At 39.8% G+C, this 16,516-nt stretch carries 14 protein-coding genes; 4 read left to right on the top strand and 10 right to left on the bottom strand.

The genetic code is table 11. From position 1 onward, the window contains the following. Positions 1–14: 14 nt before the first annotated feature. The 8 genes from ccoN to WKR92_RS01745 form a co-directional block, all read right to left on the bottom strand. Positions 15–2,141, bottom strand: a complete 2,127-nt coding sequence (ccoN, locus tag WKR92_RS01780) for a cytochrome-c oxidase, cbb3-type subunit I (RefSeq protein WP_375556117.1) — start codon at positions 2,139–2,141, stop codon at positions 15–17. A gap of 87 nt (positions 2,142–2,228) precedes the next feature. Beyond that, entirely contained in the window at positions 2,229–2,411 is a 183-nt protein-coding gene (ccoS, locus tag WKR92_RS01775; protein WP_375556116.1) for a cbb3-type cytochrome oxidase assembly protein CcoS, read from the bottom strand. A gap of 2 nt (positions 2,412–2,413) precedes the next feature. After that, entirely contained in the window at positions 2,414–4,810 is a 2,397-nt protein-coding gene (locus WKR92_RS01770; RefSeq protein WP_375556115.1) for a heavy metal translocating P-type ATPase, read from the bottom strand. An 11-nt stretch (positions 4,811–4,821) separates the two neighbouring features. Beyond that, entirely contained in the window at positions 4,822–6,234 is a 1,413-nt protein-coding gene (gene hemN, locus WKR92_RS01765) for an oxygen-independent coproporphyrinogen III oxidase (RefSeq protein WP_375556114.1), read from the bottom strand. Further along, positions 6,212–6,577: a Rossmann-fold NAD(P)-binding domain-containing protein gene (locus tag WKR92_RS01760; RefSeq protein WP_375556113.1), complete on the bottom strand. Its 366-nt coding sequence runs from the start codon at positions 6,575–6,577 to the stop codon at positions 6,212–6,214. The genes hemN and WKR92_RS01760 overlap by 23 nt, the downstream gene beginning before the upstream one ends. Before the next feature lie 75 nt (positions 6,578–6,652). Then, positions 6,653–7,702, bottom strand: a complete 1,050-nt coding sequence (locus tag WKR92_RS01755) for a response regulator (protein WP_375556112.1) — start codon at positions 7,700–7,702, stop codon at positions 6,653–6,655. Further along, a complete protein-coding gene (locus WKR92_RS01750; protein ID WP_375556111.1) occupies positions 7,699–8,895 on the bottom strand; it encodes a PAS domain-containing sensor histidine kinase in 1,197 nt (398 codons plus the stop codon). The genes WKR92_RS01755 and WKR92_RS01750 overlap by 4 nt, the downstream gene beginning before the upstream one ends. Positions 8,896–8,913: 18 nt before the next feature. Beyond that, positions 8,914–9,624 carry an LOG family protein gene (locus WKR92_RS01745; RefSeq protein ID WP_375556110.1) on the bottom strand — a complete coding sequence of 237 codons (711 nt, stop codon included), beginning with the start codon at positions 9,622–9,624 and terminating at the stop codon, positions 8,914–8,916. A 108-nt stretch (positions 9,625–9,732) separates the two neighbouring features. On the opposite strand from WKR92_RS01745, the gene recR reads away from it, so the two are divergent. The 3 genes from recR to WKR92_RS01730 all read left to right on the top strand — a co-directional run bounded on the left by recR (position 9,733) and on the right by WKR92_RS01730 (position 11,542). Beyond that, positions 9,733–10,347 (top strand): recombination mediator RecR, encoded by a 615-nt coding sequence (gene recR, locus WKR92_RS01740; protein WP_375556109.1) that lies wholly within the window; start codon positions 9,733–9,735, stop codon positions 10,345–10,347. Positions 10,348–10,380: 33 nt separating this feature from the next. Continuing rightward, positions 10,381–11,199 carry an SDR family oxidoreductase gene (locus WKR92_RS01735; RefSeq protein ID WP_375556108.1) on the top strand — a complete coding sequence of 273 codons (819 nt, stop codon included), beginning with the start codon at positions 10,381–10,383 and terminating at the stop codon, positions 11,197–11,199. Positions 11,200–11,263: 64 nt separating this feature from the next. Then, on the top strand, positions 11,264–11,542 hold the full coding sequence (locus WKR92_RS01730; protein WP_375556107.1) for a hypothetical protein: 279 nt from the start codon (positions 11,264–11,266) through the stop codon (positions 11,540–11,542). Here the strand turns inward: WKR92_RS01730 and smc are convergent. Further along, positions 11,539–15,066, bottom strand: a complete 3,528-nt coding sequence (gene smc / locus WKR92_RS01725; RefSeq protein ID WP_375556106.1) for a chromosome segregation protein SMC — start codon at positions 15,064–15,066, stop codon at positions 11,539–11,541. The two genes, WKR92_RS01730 and smc, sit on opposite strands and share 4 nt — an antisense overlap. A gap of 79 nt (positions 15,067–15,145) precedes the next feature. Here smc and WKR92_RS01720 point away from each other — a divergent pair, with 79 nt between their 5' ends. Next, positions 15,146–15,640, top strand: coding sequence for a hypothetical protein (locus tag WKR92_RS01720; protein ID WP_375556105.1), 495 nt, complete (start codon positions 15,146–15,148; stop codon positions 15,638–15,640). Between the two features lie 31 nt (positions 15,641–15,671). On the opposite strand, the gene WKR92_RS01715 is transcribed toward WKR92_RS01720, so the two are convergent. Further along, the gene (locus tag WKR92_RS01715; protein WP_375556104.1) at positions 15,672–16,454 is read right to left on the bottom strand and encodes a nitrilase family protein; all 783 of its coding nucleotides are present in this window, start codon (positions 16,452–16,454) and stop codon (positions 15,672–15,674) included. Positions 16,455–16,516: the final 62 nt, after the last annotated feature.

The following is a 16,516-nucleotide window of genomic DNA, read 5'->3' as shown; positions in this document are numbered from 1 at the left end:
TGTTGTCTTTCTACTTAATTTCCAGTTACCTCATTGCTATTCACTTTGATATCCGTACCTAAGCGTTGTAAGTAAGCAATTAGAGCAATGATTTCTTTATCGCTGCTGGTTTGAACCTGATTCGCTTTCAAGTCGGCCGTAATCTGATCAGCTTGCTTTCGTGCCTCTTCAATCGAGATATCTGCATAGCCATCGGGATAAGGGACGCCTAACTTCTGCAAGGCCCTGATTTTATTAGGAGTTGAACCATAATCTAGGTCCTGTTCGATAAGCCACGGATAAGCTGGCATAACACTTCCTGGGGAAGTAATTGTTGGGTCAAGCATATGATCGAAGTGCCATTTATTCGGGTATTTATTGCCTAATCGATGTAAATCTGGTCCAGTCCTTTTCGATCCCCACAAGTATGGATAGTCGTATACATATTCTCCTGCTTTGCTATATTCACCATACCGTACTGTTTCGGATCGGAAAGGCCTAACCATCTGGGTATGACATCCCATACATCCTTCGCGTATGTAAATGTCTCGGCCCTGAATTTCTAAAGGCGTATACGGTTTTACACTTGAGATCGTCGGCACGTTAGACGAGATCATAAACGTCGGCATCATTTCCACCATACCACCAATTAGAATGGCAATAAGTGATAACACCATGAATAAGGCCGGCTTTCTTTCCAATCGTCTATGCAATCCACGTTCTTTTTTGACCACCGGCTGAAGAGGCATCGCTTCTGCAGGTTCATTGGCCACGAGTTTGCCAGATCGAATCGTTTTAACGAGGTTGAAGGTCATTAAGATAACACCACTTAAATATAAAGCACCTCCAACTGCGCGAAGCATATACATCGGCAAGATCTGCAATACCGTTGTTAGGAAATTTCCATATTGAAGTGTGCCCTCGGGTGTAAACTCTTTCCACATAAGTCCTTGCACCACAGCTGCCCAATACAACGGCACAGCATAAAACAAAATACCTAAGATTCCTAACCAAAAGTGTATGGATGCTAACTTGACAGAATATAGCTCCGTCTTATAGATTCTCGGGATCAACCAATACAATATGGCAAAAACCATAAATCCATTAAAACCGAGTGCACCGATGTGCACGTGTGCTACAATCCAGTCAGTAAAGTGCGCAATAGCGTTCACACTCTTGAGTGACAGCATAGGTCCTTCGAACGTGGCCATACCATAACAGGTTAATGATACGACGAAGAATTTAAGCTTAGGGTCCTTTCGTACTTTATCCCACGCACCACGAAGCGTAAGTAAACCGTTGATCATACCACCCCAGCTAGGTGCAATGAGCATGATTGAGAACACAACACCCAAGTTCTGAACCCATTCAGGTAAAGCAGTATAAAGAAGGTGATGCGGACCTGCCCATATGTAAATAAAAATTAATGACCAGAAATGGAGGATACTTAATTTGTATGAGTAGACCGGTCTATTGGCCATTTTAGGAAGAAAATAATACATCATTCCCAAGAATGGTGTTGTAAGGAAAAATGCAACTGCATTATGACCATACCACCATTGGACTAATGCATCTTGTATTCCTGCATAGATATAATAGCTCTTCCATCCGCTAACAGGAATCTGAAAAGAGTTTACAATGTATAATACTGCAATGGTAACAAATGTGGCAATGAAAAACCAAATGGCCACATACATATGCTGCTCTCGTCGCTTAAGAATGGTACCAAACATGTTAATCCCAAACACGACCCAAATAACGACTACGGCAATATCTATCGGCCATTCCATTTCAGCATACTCATGCGAGGTTGTAAAGCCTAGAGCAAGTGTGATAATTGAAGCAACAATAATAGCCTGCCAACCCCAGAAGTGAATTTTACTGAGTTTGTCACTAAACATCCTAGTTTTTAGGAGTCGCTGCATGGAATAGTAAACACTCATGAAAATGGCGTTCCCGACAAAAGCGAAAATTACACCATTTGTGTGAATCGGACGAATTCTACCGAAGGTAGTGTATTGCGTCTCGAAGTTCATAAAAGGCCAAAAGAGCTGAATAGCGGCAAGGAGACCCACGGTCATACCTGTGATTCCCCAAACAATGGTTGCTACCGCAAAATTTCTAACGATCTTATTGTCGTAAGAGAACTTTTCTACTTGCATAAGTCTGTGTTTTGTATTATTTGTGTAAAAGTATTGTCAAGTTCTAAATGTTATGGTGATTAAAATTGCTTGCGAAAGTGACATTTATCATTCTTTCTTCTCTTCAGTGGGCAGGTCCGGTTCTTCTTCTACTTCATCGTCGAAGAGGATGCGGATCGCGGGAGTGTGAGTATCATCATGTTGTCCGGTCTTATTGGCCCAAAAGAAAGCTCCCAGAAATATCAACGCAATCAGAATACTACATCCTATTAAAAAATATATTATTGCCATAGTTACCCGTTCTTTAGTTTATTTTTCCTTGCATAACTATGTGTAGCGATGCTGGTAAAGCTGATGATAGTAATCGTGCTTAAGGGCATTAAAATCGCTGCAAATAGGGGAGACATCGTTCCCCGTACTGCGAAGGAAAGGCCGACTATATTATAAAGTAGTGAAATCGCGAAACTCAAATAGATTACCTTCATCGCATCTTTCGCGAATGCCAAAAAATGATGGAGCTGCTTCAATGCATTACCTTCTAAAATGGCGTCACAGCCGGGTGAAAAACTATTAATGTCATCACTAATTGCAATGCCGAAGTCTGCTGCTTTCAGTGCTCCTGCATCATTCAGACCATCGCCAACCATGCTCACCACTTTATCTTGTTGCTGCAATTCCGCTACATAACGCAATTTATTTTTTGGTAATTGGTTGAAGTGCATCTTTTCTTGTTGAAAGATATCATGTAAGACCAATCTGTCCTTATCTTGATCTCCCGAAATAAGGTGTAATTCATAATTGTCATTCAGTTTATGAACAAGTTTCGACAAGCCATCACGCCATGGTTGGTTAACTATAAAATAGCCCTTTCGCTCTCCGTCGATTGAGATATAAACCCGACTTCCACCATCTTCCACTACTTCGTTACCGGTAAACTTTGCGCTTCCAACCAGAATCTCTTTTCCATCAACAATTCCTTGAATGCCTTTGCCTGGTGTCTCTCGGAAGTCCGATATATTTTTTGAGAAATCATCGACTTGTAACCACTTGACGATTTGAAAGCTAAGTGGGTGACTTGAATTTCGGCAGATGGAAGCTATTTTCTTTTGTTCATTCTCATTCAGATTACCAACAAACTGGATATGTTGAGCGTTTGGCGAAGTAATCGTACCGGTTTTATCGAATACCAAGGTATCTATTTTCGCCATCTGTTCAATTGCCGCCGTATTCTTTATAAATAGCTTGTTCTTGTCGAAGATACTGAGTGCCGCCGAAAGAGTAAAAGGAGAGCTTAATGCTAATGCACAGGGGCAAGCGATTATCAAAACTGCCGTAAATGCTGCCCAAGCCTTCGGCGCATCTTCGTTAATCAACCAGAAGACAGCTGAACTAGTTGCTATTAACAACAATACGGTTGTAAAATACTTGCTTATTGAATTGCTGAATGTCTGAAATTTCCGATCATAGTGTTTATCATTCTCATTATTCCATAGATGTGTCAGGTGGCTTTGAGATACGGGTTTGACAATTTCCAGCTCAATAGCCTCTCCAATCTGTCGTCCACCAGCATAGGCAATTTCGCCCAATACCTTCTTTACCGGTGTGCTCTCACCGGTGACAAAACTGAAATCGATCGCTGCGTTTCCTTTTAAAACAATAGCGTCGGCTGGGATAATCTCATTATTCCGAATTAAGATTCTATCACCGACTTCCAATCCTGAAATTTCAACCGGTCGCTCTTCGTTGCTGTTGATCACAGTTACAGCTACGGGAAAGTAGGACCGGTAATCTCGTTCGAAGGAGAGGTGGTAAAATGTTCTGTTTTGAATCCATTTACCTATCAAGATAAAGAAAACGAGCCCGCATAGTGTATCAGAAAAACCTGGCCCACTGTTGCTGATAATTTCTATCGCTGATCGTATAAATAGAACAAGGATACCGAGTGCTAAAGGTACATCTAGGTTGACTTGCTTTACTTTCAAGCTGTGATATGCTGAGATGAAATAATCGCGAGCACTATAAAGTAAAACAGGTAATGCTAAAATCAGATTCAAATAGTTGAACAAGAGGCTGTATTCTTGACCTGTTCTTCCTAAACCAAAATATTCAGGCAGACTGAATAGCATAACGTTACCAAAACAAAATCCGGCTACCGCTATCTTTCTCACCAGCGAGTTTTGGTTAATCTTTTTCTTTTCTTTAACAACGTCCTGTAGAGTGATAATTGGTTCATAGCCAATTTCAATCAATAATTGAACTAAGTTTTTGAGGCTAACCTGCTGATGGTTAAATTTAATATTAGCCTGTTTTTTAGTGAAGTCAATTCTCGAATAGCTTATCGCCGAGTTGAGCTTATACAAATTCTCTAGCAACCAAATACAGGAACTACAATGGATAGCAGGAATGTAAAAGGTGACGATCGTAAAATCATCATCTTTATAATCAATCAGCTTCTGGATGATCTTAGCTTCGTCAAGATACGCTAGGTTTTCTGTCTTTTTCTTTTGAGTTTTACCCGGGTGTTGATTGTATTTGTAATAATTTTTAAGGTTGTTCGAGCTCAATATAGAATAAACAGTCTGGCATCCTAAACAACAGAAAGCATGATTATCGGCTTGGTAAAGCGTCGTCCGGACGGGGTCTCCACAATGATAACAACTTAATTTTTCTGACAGTACTTTTTTTTCCATCCGTTAGTAGATCAAATAGCTCTGCTAAAAAGTTCTTTAGTTGGGCTGTTATCATGCAGACGCTTATCGAATGCCATACAAATATTTCTTAGGAACGAATGTCCCAATTCCGTAACCTCAATACCGTAGTCACTGATATTGATCAACCCATCGTTCTTTAAAGATAATAATTCCTCTTCGATTTTTGAGATAATTGTGCGATAATCAGAATATATAGAATGATTCCAATTTGTAGCGCCCGTACACATAATATCCAGTATATGTTTTCGCAACATGAGATCCACTTCCGTATGAATATGTCCTTTCATCAAAGGAAGTTTATTTTCGGCCAATAACCGATGGTATTCTTCGTTCTTTTTTACGTTTTGGGCAAATGCATGCCACGAATCACTAATTGACGAAACACCCAAACCGATCATTAATTGGGAATAGCGGTCCGTATAACCCATGAAATTTCGATGCAGTTTTCCATTTCGTGAAGCTAGGTACAAGGAGTCTGTTGCTATCGCAAAGTGGTCCATGCCAACATCTTTGTATCCCGCTCGGCTAATGATTTCTTTCCCTAATTCGTATAACTGAAGCTTTTCTTCATTTTTAGGTAAATCGTTTTCGTTATAATGGCGCTGTCCGGGTCTCAACCATGGTACATGTGCATAGCTGTAATACGAAATTCGATCTGGTTTAAGATTAACCACTTTTTCTATCGTGTCACGGATGGTCTTTAACGACTGCTTGGGCAATCCGTAAATCAAATCGAAGTTAATCGACGTATAGCCAATTTTTCTCGCCTCTTTCACCACATAATCTACTTCTGCTTCTGTTTGTTTGCGATTAATCAGAAACTGTATCAGGGGATCGAAATCTTGAATACCTAAGCTTAGCCTTTTGAACCCCAAGTCGTATAAAGTTTGTAAGTGCTCAACTGTGGTATTTGCTGGATGCGCTTCAAATGAAAATTCCGAGTTCTTGCCAATTCTGCAGTCCTCTAATAGGTTTTCAATTAAGAATTTTAGATTTTCCGGACTAAAGAATGTAGGTGTTCCTCCACCAAGATGTATGTCTGATATTAGAATATTGGCGCCTAAATGACTCTTGTAAAGCTCCCATTCTTTTAAAACATCCATGAGATAGGGCATTTCAACTCCATGGTTTTTTGTGATTCGGGTATTGCAGCCACAATAGGTACACAGGCTTTCGCAAAACGGGAGATGGATATACAGGCTTATCCCTTCATTAGAAGACTTTTCATGAGTCATTTTCACTCGATCGATCCACCTGTTTTTATCCCAGTTTTCGATATCCCAGTAGGGAACGGTTGGGTAACTCGTATAACGCGGTGCCGCAATGTTGTATTTGCTTACGAGGTTTTTTAGGGCACTACTCTTCTTAGAGCTGGATGGCTCATGGTAATCCGTCTGATGCATAATCGAGAATATTGATGATTTGATGGGCTTTTTTTTCGTCGCTCCAGTTGCATTGTACGTGCTTAACCGGGATACCGATCCGGTTAGCAAGTTCTAATATTTCCAATGAAGGATTATGGTCTCTGCTTATAATGAGTTTTATACCAATCCGCTTTATCTGTTTAAGTAGATCAGAGTTTAAGGTTTCGAGCTTAAATAAAATAAGTACATCTTTACCTCTAGCAAAGTATAAGTTCGTTTCGTTTAAATCATTAGAAATAAAAAGGAATTCGTGTCTTTTCGAGTTAGCTTTTACCAAAGACACTTTTTCCCGGTTCTGTATACTATAAGCGATAGCTTTCATTTGTCCCAAAGTTAGACCCCTAAGGGGACATCTCTTATGGAACTAGTCACATGAATAGGTGATATTAATCACTATTTAAACTACTTGCTTTAACCGGTTTATATCAATAACGCGAATCGAGTTTCCTTCTTTCTTAATCAGGTTTTCATCTTTGAAGTCTGCCAAAATACGACTAACGGTTTCATTCGCCGTGCCAGCCATGGAAGCCAAATCGTCTCTTAAAACTCTGATTTTAAATTCATCTTGATTTTTATCGTCGCTCAGTTTTTCTGCATAGAAAACAAGCGTTTCTGCTACTCGTTTTCGTACCGTACTGTAGGCGAAACTCAAAAGTCGTTCACTTTTAAGCTGATTATTGCTAGCTAGCAGGTGAACAAATTTAGTATTTAATGCAGGGCGTTTAGCAACAAGATTCTGAAGGTCAGTACCGTTAATTAAAGTCAATTCACAGTCTTCTATAGTTTCGATGCTTTCGTAATATTTGTTGTTTGTTAAAATCGCATCATAACCAAAGAAATCTCCTTTTGTGTATATGCCCGTCGTAAGTTCTCTTCCTTCGTCATAGAAAAGAAAGCTTCTTAATGTACCATTGACAACTTTATAGAGGTAAAGTGATGGGTCTGATTCCTGGTAAACCAATTGTTTCTTTTTGTATTTTCTAGTTTTTCCAGAAGCTGATAGCTCATCAAAAACAGATTCAAGTTCTTGGGTGGTTGTTAGCTTAACGCTCTCTACATTGTAATTACGACGTTTTTTTAATCTGGATTCTACCGCATTCAAGAGTTCCATATCATCAAAAGGCTTCGTAAGGTAATCGTCAGCGCCCATATCCATGGCTTTCCGTATATCAGCTCGTTCCACCTTTGCTGTCAAAAATATCAAGGGGATGTGAGCAGTCGCTTCATGTTTTCCTAATAGATATAAAACACCGTAACCATCTAGAATCGGCATCATAATGTCGCATAAAATCAGATCAGGTGTATGTTTTAACGCAAGCTCAAAGCCAGCCTTTCCATCTCCAGCGCTCATGACATTGTAATCAGCCATCTCTAGAATTTCAATGATGCTTTCTCTGATGTCGTCGTGATCCTCAATAACTAATACCGTTTTATTGCTTTTGTTCATTCTTGTCCTTGTAGATTAAATGTTAGTCTAAACAGTGTTCCTTCGTCAAGTTTGCTCTTCCATGTAATATCACCATTCATGAGTTGCGCATATTGTCTAACAATATTTAACCCCAGACCAGTGCCTGGAATCTTACCTGTGTTGTTCGCCCGGAAAAACGGTTCTAGGAGATGCTTTTGTTCTTCATCCGGTATCCCAATACCATTATCTTTTACCTCGATAATGCACGTTCCGTTGTTTGTATAGGTGTTAAATTCGATGAATGTATTTTCACCTGAATATTTAATAGCATTTGAAATCAGGTTAATAATAGCATTCTTCAGTAAATTAGCATCGAGGGTAACATTTGCATTATCGCCACTGTGTTGATAAACAATATGTTGGTTTTGCTTGGCTATGGGCTGCATCTCTTCAATAATCTCTTCGGAAAACTTCACCAAGTTGAACTCCGTAAACGTAGGCTCAATTTTTCCACCTTCTAAACGGTCAATCGACAAGAAGTCGTTTAAAATACTCGTAAGTAGGTCTACTGAGTTTTTAATCTTCGTGGTGTGCTTATCAATGCCGTTGACATCATTTTTGAGTGCATATTTGTTGATCAAAGAGGCTGATAACTGAATGGAACTTAAAGGTGTCCTAAATTCATGTGAAGCCATTGATACGAAACGGGATTTTAACTGATTGAGTTCTTTTTCTTTCTGTAATGAATCACTTACATCATTTTTAGCATCTTCGAGTTTGGCTACCAATAGCTGTAAGTCTGCAGTTCTGGCTTTTACAATCTCTTCCAGCTCTTCTGTATAGATTTTAAGTTTTTCCTCCGCTTCTTTTTGCTTGGATAAGTCTTGTATGATGCCTGTGAATATTTTTTTGTCATCATAGTCCACTTCACTAACAGACAGATAGATCGGGAAGGTTGTGCCATCTTTTTTCTGAGCGATGATGTCTCGGCCAATCCCAATAATCTTCTTCTGACCCGTATTGAGATAGCGTTGTATATAATGATCGTGTTGCGAACGGTATGGCTCAGGCATTAGCATGCTAATGTTATTTCCGATAACCTCGCCACTATTATACCCAAATAGCTTCAATGCACCTGGGTTAATTGATTCTACAATGCCGTTTTCATCGATCGTGATAATTCCTTCATTAGAATTTTCTATAATCGCTTTAAGCAGTTTTGCACTTTCCATGTAAAAGATAATCAGTCTTTAGAAGTTAGGCTTCAATAGATATTTCTCGTAGAAGTTAAAGATATGTTGAACCGCATCTTCAGCCGTGTCTTCTAACCGATATAGATTAAGGTCCTCTTCACTAATGTTTCCGGCTTTTAACATGGTATTTTGAATCCAGTCAAATAGACCACCATAATATTCCTTGCCGACTAATACAATGGGGAACCTTGCCATTTTGCCGGTTTGGACCAGTGTGATTGCTTCGAAAAGCTCATCCATGGTACCAAAGCCACCAGGTAAAATGATATATCCTTGAGAGTATTTAGTGAAAATAACTTTCCGGACAAAGAAGTAGTTGAACTCGATAAGTTTGTCTCTGTCAATAAATTCATTATTAAACTGTTCGAATGGCAGATCGATATTCAAGCCCACCGATTTTCCACCGGCTTCATAAGCGCCTTTGTTTGCGGCTTCCATAATACCCGGACCGCCTCCGGAAATTACACCATATCCTCGTTCTGTTAATAACCGAGCACATTTTTCAGCCAATTCATACGAGACATGATCTCGGGGAGTTCTGGCAGAACCAAAAATTGACACGCAAGGGCCAATCTTTGCCATCTTTTCAAAACCTTCAACAAACTCAGCCATGATTTTGAAAATTTGCCATGAATCGGTAACCTTGATTTCTTGCCAAGTTTTATTCTCAAATGCTCTTCTTATTCTTTCGTCTCCTTGTTCTGTCATAATGATGTTGTAAAGTGAGCTAATTTAATCATTTTCCTCTGATTTGCTGGCTCTACTTCGGTGCTAATTCAATAAAATGATTTTATCAAGAATTTATATCTTTGTTAAATGAATTTTTCCTCGAAGCTTCTAGAGAATGCAGTTAGCGAATTCAGTCGCCTGCCCGGTGTGGGACAAAAGAGCGCATTACGCTTGGTATTGCACTTGCTCAACCAACCCGAACAGGATGTCACACGTTTCAGCAATGCTCTTATTGACCTGAAAAGTCAAATTAAATATTGCAAAGAGTGTCATAATATTTCAGATCAGGACCAATGTGAGATATGCACTTCATTAAAGCGCGATAGAAGCCTGATTTGTGTCGTAGAAGACACAAGGGATGTCATGGCTATTGAAAATACTGACCAGTACGGAGGCCTTTATCATGTGCTTGGCGGATTGATATCTCCTATGGATGGTGTCGGGCCGTCCGATTTGAGTATAGAAGCTTTAATTCAGCGCGTACAAAAGGAAGAAGTTTCTGAAATAATTTTAGCGCTCAGTGCGACCATGGAAGGGGACACGACCATATTTTATCTATATAAGAAAATTAAAGACCTAGGTGTTAAGATCAGTACCATCGCCAGAGGGATCGCATTTGGCGGTGAACTTGAATACGTGGATGAAGTGACCTTAGGGCGCTCCATTGTAACGCGTATCCCGTATGAAAGAAACATCGCTTAAGCATTTTAAAATTACATACTAAACTGTTAAATCTTGGAAGACTTTAAGAACAAGGTAGTTATCGTCACGGGTGCATCGTCAGGTATAGGTAGAGCCTGTGCTATTGAGTTTGCTACACGTGGCGCCGATATCGTATTGGCTGCTAGACAATACCAGACACTAAATGAATTGGCCGCCGAAATTGAAAGTCAGTATTCAGTGAGAGTGCTCCCTGTAGCCTGTGATGTGTCCATCGAGGAAGATTGTAAACGACTTGTCGATCAAGCTCTAGCTGAATTCAATCGCATTGACGTGTTAGTGAACAATGCGGGTATCAGCATGCGTGCCCTTTTCAAAGATCTGGATCTTGATGTTTTACGGAGTCTCATGGATGTTAATTTTTGGGGCACCGTATACTGTACCAAATACGCCCTGCCGGCGCTTCTAAAGAGCAAAGGGTCAGTAGTCGGAGTCTCCTCAATTGCAGGCTACCGCGGTCTTCCGGGTCGCACAGGCTATTCTGCTTCTAAATTCGCGATGAACGGTTTCATGGAGTCTTTGCGGGTAGAAAACTTAAAAACCGGATTACATGTAATGGTTGCATGTCCTGGTTTTACTGCTTCTAATATTCGAGCTACAGCATTGGATGTCAATGGGCAGCAGCATGGCGAAACCAGTATGGAAGAAGGGAAAATGATGACGGCCGAAGAAGTAGCCACGGTGATAGTCAATGGCGTATCCAAAAAGAAAAGAACCCTGATTATGACGCAGCAAGGTAAACTTGCCGTTCTTATGAACAAAATCATACCTTCGTGGGTTGATAGGAAAGTATTCGATTTATTTGCGAAGGAAAAAAATCCTTTAATAAAATAATAATTTTCGTTATTTTAGGGTTAATAAATAAAAAACAAAAAAAACAGGATAGTAGATATTGATTATGGAGAACGAATTAGTTGTAGAGTTAATAAATAAAGAAGATTTAGATAAATATCATATTGTTGATGCACCTGTTGATCACAGCTCTGATTTACGACGTAAACTTGAGAACGCCTTGCGTTTAGGCAACGAGTTTAAGTCGAAAGCCAATATTGTCTTCATGACAGATGATGGACCTAAACGTATTGAAACTACTGTGTGGTCTTTAACCGAGAAATATTTACAAATAAAGGCCGGAGTTCTTTTGCCTCTTAGCAGTCTAATAGCGATCGACTATTAAACCTCCTGTAAGTCAACTGCTACCAGCTTCGAAATACCTTGTTCCGCCATGGTAACACCGTAGATTATGTCGGTGCTGGCAATCGTTTTCTTATTGTGTGAGACAATGATAAACTGCGACCTATCTGAGAACTTACGTATAATATTATTGAACTTGTCAATATTCGTGTCGTCTAAAGGAGCGTCCACTTCGTCAAATATACAAAAGGGTGCTGGTTTCAGTAAGTATAAGGAGAAAAGCAGGGCTGTGGCGGTAAGCGTTTTTTCCCCACCAGAGAGCTGATTGATCGATAAGGGTTTTTTCCCTTTCGGCCGGGCGATAATTTGAATGTCAGAATCCAAAGGTTGTTCTGGATCGCTCAGCACTAAGTCGCACGTATCCTCTTCACTGAAGAGCGATCGAAAGACCGTAATGAAGTTTTCACGCACCTCGTTAAATGCAACCATAAATTTTTCCTTCGCCGTTTTGTCAATCTCCCTAATGGTTTCTAGCAATGTGTTTTTTGCTTCTAAGAGATCGTTCTTCTCCTCTTTGATAAATTGGTAACGCTCATCCATTTCCTTAAATGACTCCATAGCGAGCGGATTAATGGCGCCAAATTCATCCAGTTGTCTTTTTAAACGAGCGGTTTTCTCCTTTAACTGATCTTCGTCTAAGTCAATGGTTTCTTGGTCTTCTAAATCATCAGCTTCCAAATTGAATTCCACCAACAATCGTTCTGTCAGTGCGTTTAACTCTAGATTGATTTCGTTGACTTTATCTTTAAACTCACTTAATAGCAAATCTGACTGATCCTTATTTTTTCGTTCTTGAGCCAGTCGATCTTCCGCGTCGTTAATTTCCTTCCGAAGTGAATAATACGCTTTCTCCAGCTCATTGAGTCCTTCGGTTAGTTGCTCTCGTTGCTGGTACATCTCCTGTAGGTCCACATCTGAATTGTCTGCATTATTCACCAATTCACGCAAGCTAAGCTGAGTTCTTTCCAGTTCTTCCTCGTGCTGTTTAATTCGTGTTTCTATATTCTCCAGCTGTATCTCCCGGTATTCCAGATCTTTCTCCAGATTCGAAGTGCGATTTTTCTGTTGATGGAAAGTTATATTTTCTTGATTGTATTGACTGGACTGCTCATTGTAGTTGACAGAAACTTCATCAAAGTCTTTTTGAAGATACTCCAACTGACCGGCAAAAAGACTTACATCATTCTTCTGTTTTTCTAGTCTCATCCGCTGGTCGTCGAGTTCAGTCGTCAACTCTTTTATTTTTTTATCTATACTTTCTTTGCGGCTCTGATTGTGCGCTATAAAGCTTTGATACTGTTCTTGCTTGGTCTTGATTGAAATCAATTCGTTATTCAACCGGTTAACTTGTATTGACAATTCTTGAATCTGCTCCTTTTGCAAGTTAGCTGTCAATGCCTTGAGTTTCTCTTTTTCGTTTGCTAGGTAACCTTCAATCAGTTTTTGGTTCTTAGTTGTTTTTTGAATTTCCGATTGTAGAATACTGAGGTTTTTAGCCCGTCCAATTCGCTTTCCTTCGAATAGACCAACCGATCCACCATACAGGCTGTGTTTTTTCTTAACGATCTGACCGCTTTTACTTAATATAACCGCGTCATCAGTCGGTAAACTGATATCAGATATTGACTTATGATGTTCTCGTTCGAAAAAGACATTCTTTAAAAGTAAAGCGCAAAGAGCTTGGTATTTTGAATCAACATCGATTACCGTCAGTGCCGATACCAGTTGATCAGTCTTCGGTTGCTTGGCATCTTCTTTGTCAATAAGGTCAAGTACAAAAAAACCAGCCTTTCCTTTTGCCGTATCATGTAACAACTGAATCGCGGAAAGTGCATCTTCAGAGCTTTCAACCACATAGTAGCTCATATAAGGCTCCAGATAATTCTCGATGGCAATTCTGTATGCTTCCTGACAATATAAAATATCCGAAAAAAGACGAGCTTTCACATCCCATTTTTTATTTTTCTTTAAAAAGCGGATTGACTCGGGAAAGCCTTCTAGGTTGTCGACCAAGGACTTTAAGAGGTTGTACTCATTTTCTTTAGCATCCAGCAATCTGCTTTCCTGATTGTATTGGCCGGTTAAGGTCTCTATCTGTTCTTTTGACGCAGCCAGTTGAAGCTCAAGCCCTTGGTCTTGCTGTACCAGAAAGTCGTAATTGTTTTGCTGGCTTTCTAGTTTGGCTTCAAGTTCTGATATTGCTTTTTCAAATGTGTTGAGTTCATTTTCTCTGCTTTGTTGATCGCTGCTGGCCTCTTTCGTTTCTTCTCGTAGTGCGTCAATCTGAATGAGCAGGACGGCGGCCGATTTTTCAAGTTCGTATAAGGTGTTCTGAGCTTCGTTACGTTCGTGTATGACTTGGTCCAAGTCTTTTTTAGCTACTTTCTGCTGTTCACGTAAGGTGTCCACTAGCTTCAGCTTAGCCTGCAGGTCGTTTTCATGGCTGCTCAGTTTTTCCCTTTCGGTATACAGCTCTTCGTTGACCCGTTTGAGACTATATTGGATATGGTTGAGCTGTTGCCTATCTTGGGTTAATTCCTTACTGAGTCGCTCGTTCTTTTCGTTTAGATTACGGAGCTGTTCATTCTTGATCTTTTTCTCCGTTTCATAGCGATGAATAGTTGCCGTTTGTGTGTTTAAGGATTTCTGCTGAACAGACAGGTTTTTTTCCTCTATGTTCAGCTTTTCTTTTAATGATTTTAATTTTTCCTCTTGCGACGATAGACTGCTTGTTAACTCCTGATTTCGATTAATCTGGATGCTCTCCTTGTTTTTCAGTTGACCAAGGGAGTCGTGATAATTCTTGATCTTAGAAGAAGCTAGTGCGATACTAAATTGCTTGTATTGATCCCTCAGACGGTAATATCGCTCGGTCTTCTTAGCTTGATATTCTAGACTTTTTAGATTTTTTTCAATCTCGATTAGTAAATCGTCTATGCGACTTAAATCGGCTTCCGTATCCTTTAGGCGATTGAAGGTTTGTTTTTTACGAATCCGATATTTTGATATTGCTGATGCCTCTTCAAATAGTGCACGTCGGGAATTATCTTTATTGTTGATTATCTCGTCGACCATCTTTAGTTCGATGATTGCATAGGAATCCGACCCAATACCCGTATCTAGGAATAGGTCCGTGATATCTTTCAATCGGCACTGAACATCATTGAGTCGATACTCGCTTTCGCCGCTACGATACAGTTTTCTTGTAATGGTTACCTGAGAGTAGGAGGTCGGAAGAACGTCTTTATTATTGTTAAATGACAAGGAAACTTCAGCAAGCTGCGCTGCTTTTCTAGTTTTGGTTCCGTTGAAAATAATATTCTCCATCTTCTCGGAACGAAGATTCTTAGTGCTCTGTTCGCCCAAAACCCAACGTATTGCATCGACAACATTTGATTTTCCGCAGCCGTTTGGACCGACAATAGCCGTTACCCCATCATTGAAATGAATAGTCGTTTTGTCGCCGAAGCTCTTAAAGCCTTTAATGTCGAGTCGCGTCAGCTGCATGGATAATTTCTCACTAAACTAGTTCTTAGGTGTACCTATTGGACTGCGAATTTAATAATATTAATTGTATCTTTAATTCATGGGAATAGTAGAAGAATTAATACCCGTTATCATAGCTCTCGTTTTTTTTGTTATTCAAGCTTATACCGGTTTTAAGAAAGAGAAAGAGAAGGCAGCTAAACGACAGCTAGGTAAACCTACAGCACAAACAACATCAGAACCAAAACCACAGCCGCCTGCGCAACAAGCTTCCGTTAATCCCGAACCGGTCTACACTGACTACTCAGATTATTCTGAACCTATAGATTATCAGAAAAAACCATATAAAACGGAAGTGCCGCCGAGTTTATTAGACGAGTACCGGAAACTAGGTGAATATGCTGAGATGGAAAAGCTGAAGGCCGAGAAAAAAGAAGTGTTAAAAAGCCAAGGTTACGGTCGAAGCAAGCCGCCGCAGTTGGTGCAATTGGAAACGGAAGAGCTTGACGATCTGAACTTACAAGACTATGAACTTGACTTTGACGTAAGAGAAGCCGTTTTAGCAAAAGCTATTTTAGACCGCCCTTACTCATGAGTTACTTTGATCAAATCAAACATAACTTAACTTAAGAATTTTTAATTGTAAAAGAATCGGCATCTTCTAAGAAGGGAAACTTTTCCCGAGCACTTATTAGATCTTTCGGGTAGATGGTAAAGGTATATAGATCCTCGCTTTCGGGTTTATAGTAAACCACCTCGCCGGTTGGAGACAAACACATCGACCCTCCGGAGTGATAAACTTCATTTCCGTCGTAACCAACCCGGTTTACAGCAATCACAAACGATTGATTCTCTATAGCCCGAGCAGGTATTAGTTTTTGCCAATGTTCAATTCGGGAATCTGGCCAGCTAGCAATGTAAAGCAAAATATCGTAATAAGGTGCATGATTTCGTGACCAGCCGGGGAAGCGTAAATCATAGCAAATCAAAGGTCTTATTTTCCAGCCTTTTAGTTCTAAAGTGATATTCTGGTTTCCAGCCGTAAATATTTTCTCTTCACCCGATAAACTGAATAAATGATGTTTATTATATTGATCGTACGAGCCGTCCGGACGCATCCATATCAGTCGATTGTAATATAAATCATCCTCTTTAATGATCAGACTCCCGGTTACCACACAATTAAATTTTTGTGCCTGTTCTAGCATCCATTTCATGGTTGTACCACCTACTTCTTCACTGCATTTCTCTACATTCATGGTGAAACCAGTATTGAACATCTCAGGTAAGATGATAACATCGGTAGACGTCTGAAGAGACGATAATCTCAGTCCAAGGTTTGAAAGGTTTTTTTCGGTGTTTTCCCAAAATAAATAAGCTTGAAAGGTTGTTATTTTTAATGGTTCCATTATGTAAAGGTACTTCTTATTATTCAGATAATTGCTATTTTAGTCTCCAAACGAGCAATACT

The organism is Albibacterium profundi (assembly GCF_042159835.1).
GTDB classification, from domain to species: domain Bacteria; phylum Bacteroidota; class Bacteroidia; order Sphingobacteriales; family Sphingobacteriaceae; genus Albibacterium; species Albibacterium profundi.
This window is presented reverse-complemented; position numbering and strand designations above follow the sequence as displayed.

Bases quoted from the DNA above. Each gene is read 5' to 3' on its own strand.
- smc (WP_375556106.1), bottom strand. From the start codon at position 15,066: ATGCAGCTGACGCGACTCGACATTAAAGGCTTTAAGAGCTTCGGCGAC.
- WKR92_RS01720 (WP_375556105.1), top strand. From the start codon at position 15,146: ATGGGAATAGTAGAAGAATTAATACCCGTTATCATAGCTCTCGTTTTT.
- WKR92_RS01750 (WP_375556111.1), bottom strand. From the start codon at position 8,895: ATGGAAAGTGCAAAACTGCTTAAAGCGATTATAGAAAATTCTAATGAA.
- WKR92_RS01770 (WP_375556115.1), bottom strand. From the start codon at position 4,810: ATGGAAAAAAAAGTACTGTCAGAAAAATTAAGTTGTTATCATTGTGGA.
- WKR92_RS01755 (WP_375556112.1), bottom strand. From the start codon at position 7,702: ATGAACAAAAGCAATAAAACGGTATTAGTTATTGAGGATCACGACGAC.
- recR (WP_375556109.1), top strand. From the start codon at position 9,733: ATGAATTTTTCCTCGAAGCTTCTAGAGAATGCAGTTAGCGAATTCAGT.
- ccoN (WP_375556117.1), bottom strand. From the start codon at position 2,141: ATGCAAGTAGAAAAGTTCTCTTACGACAATAAGATCGTTAGAAATTTT.
- WKR92_RS01730 (WP_375556107.1), top strand. From the start codon at position 11,264: ATGGAGAACGAATTAGTTGTAGAGTTAATAAATAAAGAAGATTTAGAT.
- hemN (WP_375556114.1), bottom strand. From the start codon at position 6,234: ATGCATCAGACGGATTACCATGAGCCATCCAGCTCTAAGAAGAGTAGT.
- WKR92_RS01760 (WP_375556113.1), bottom strand. From the start codon at position 6,577: ATGAAAGCTATCGCTTATAGTATACAGAACCGGGAAAAAGTGTCTTTG.
- WKR92_RS01745 (WP_375556110.1), bottom strand. From the start codon at position 9,624: ATGACAGAACAAGGAGACGAAAGAATAAGAAGAGCATTTGAGAATAAA.
- WKR92_RS01715 (WP_375556104.1), bottom strand. From the start codon at position 16,454: ATGGAACCATTAAAAATAACAACCTTTCAAGCTTATTTATTTTGGGAA.
- ccoS (WP_375556116.1), bottom strand. From the start codon at position 2,411: ATGGCAATAATATATTTTTTAATAGGATGTAGTATTCTGATTGCGTTG.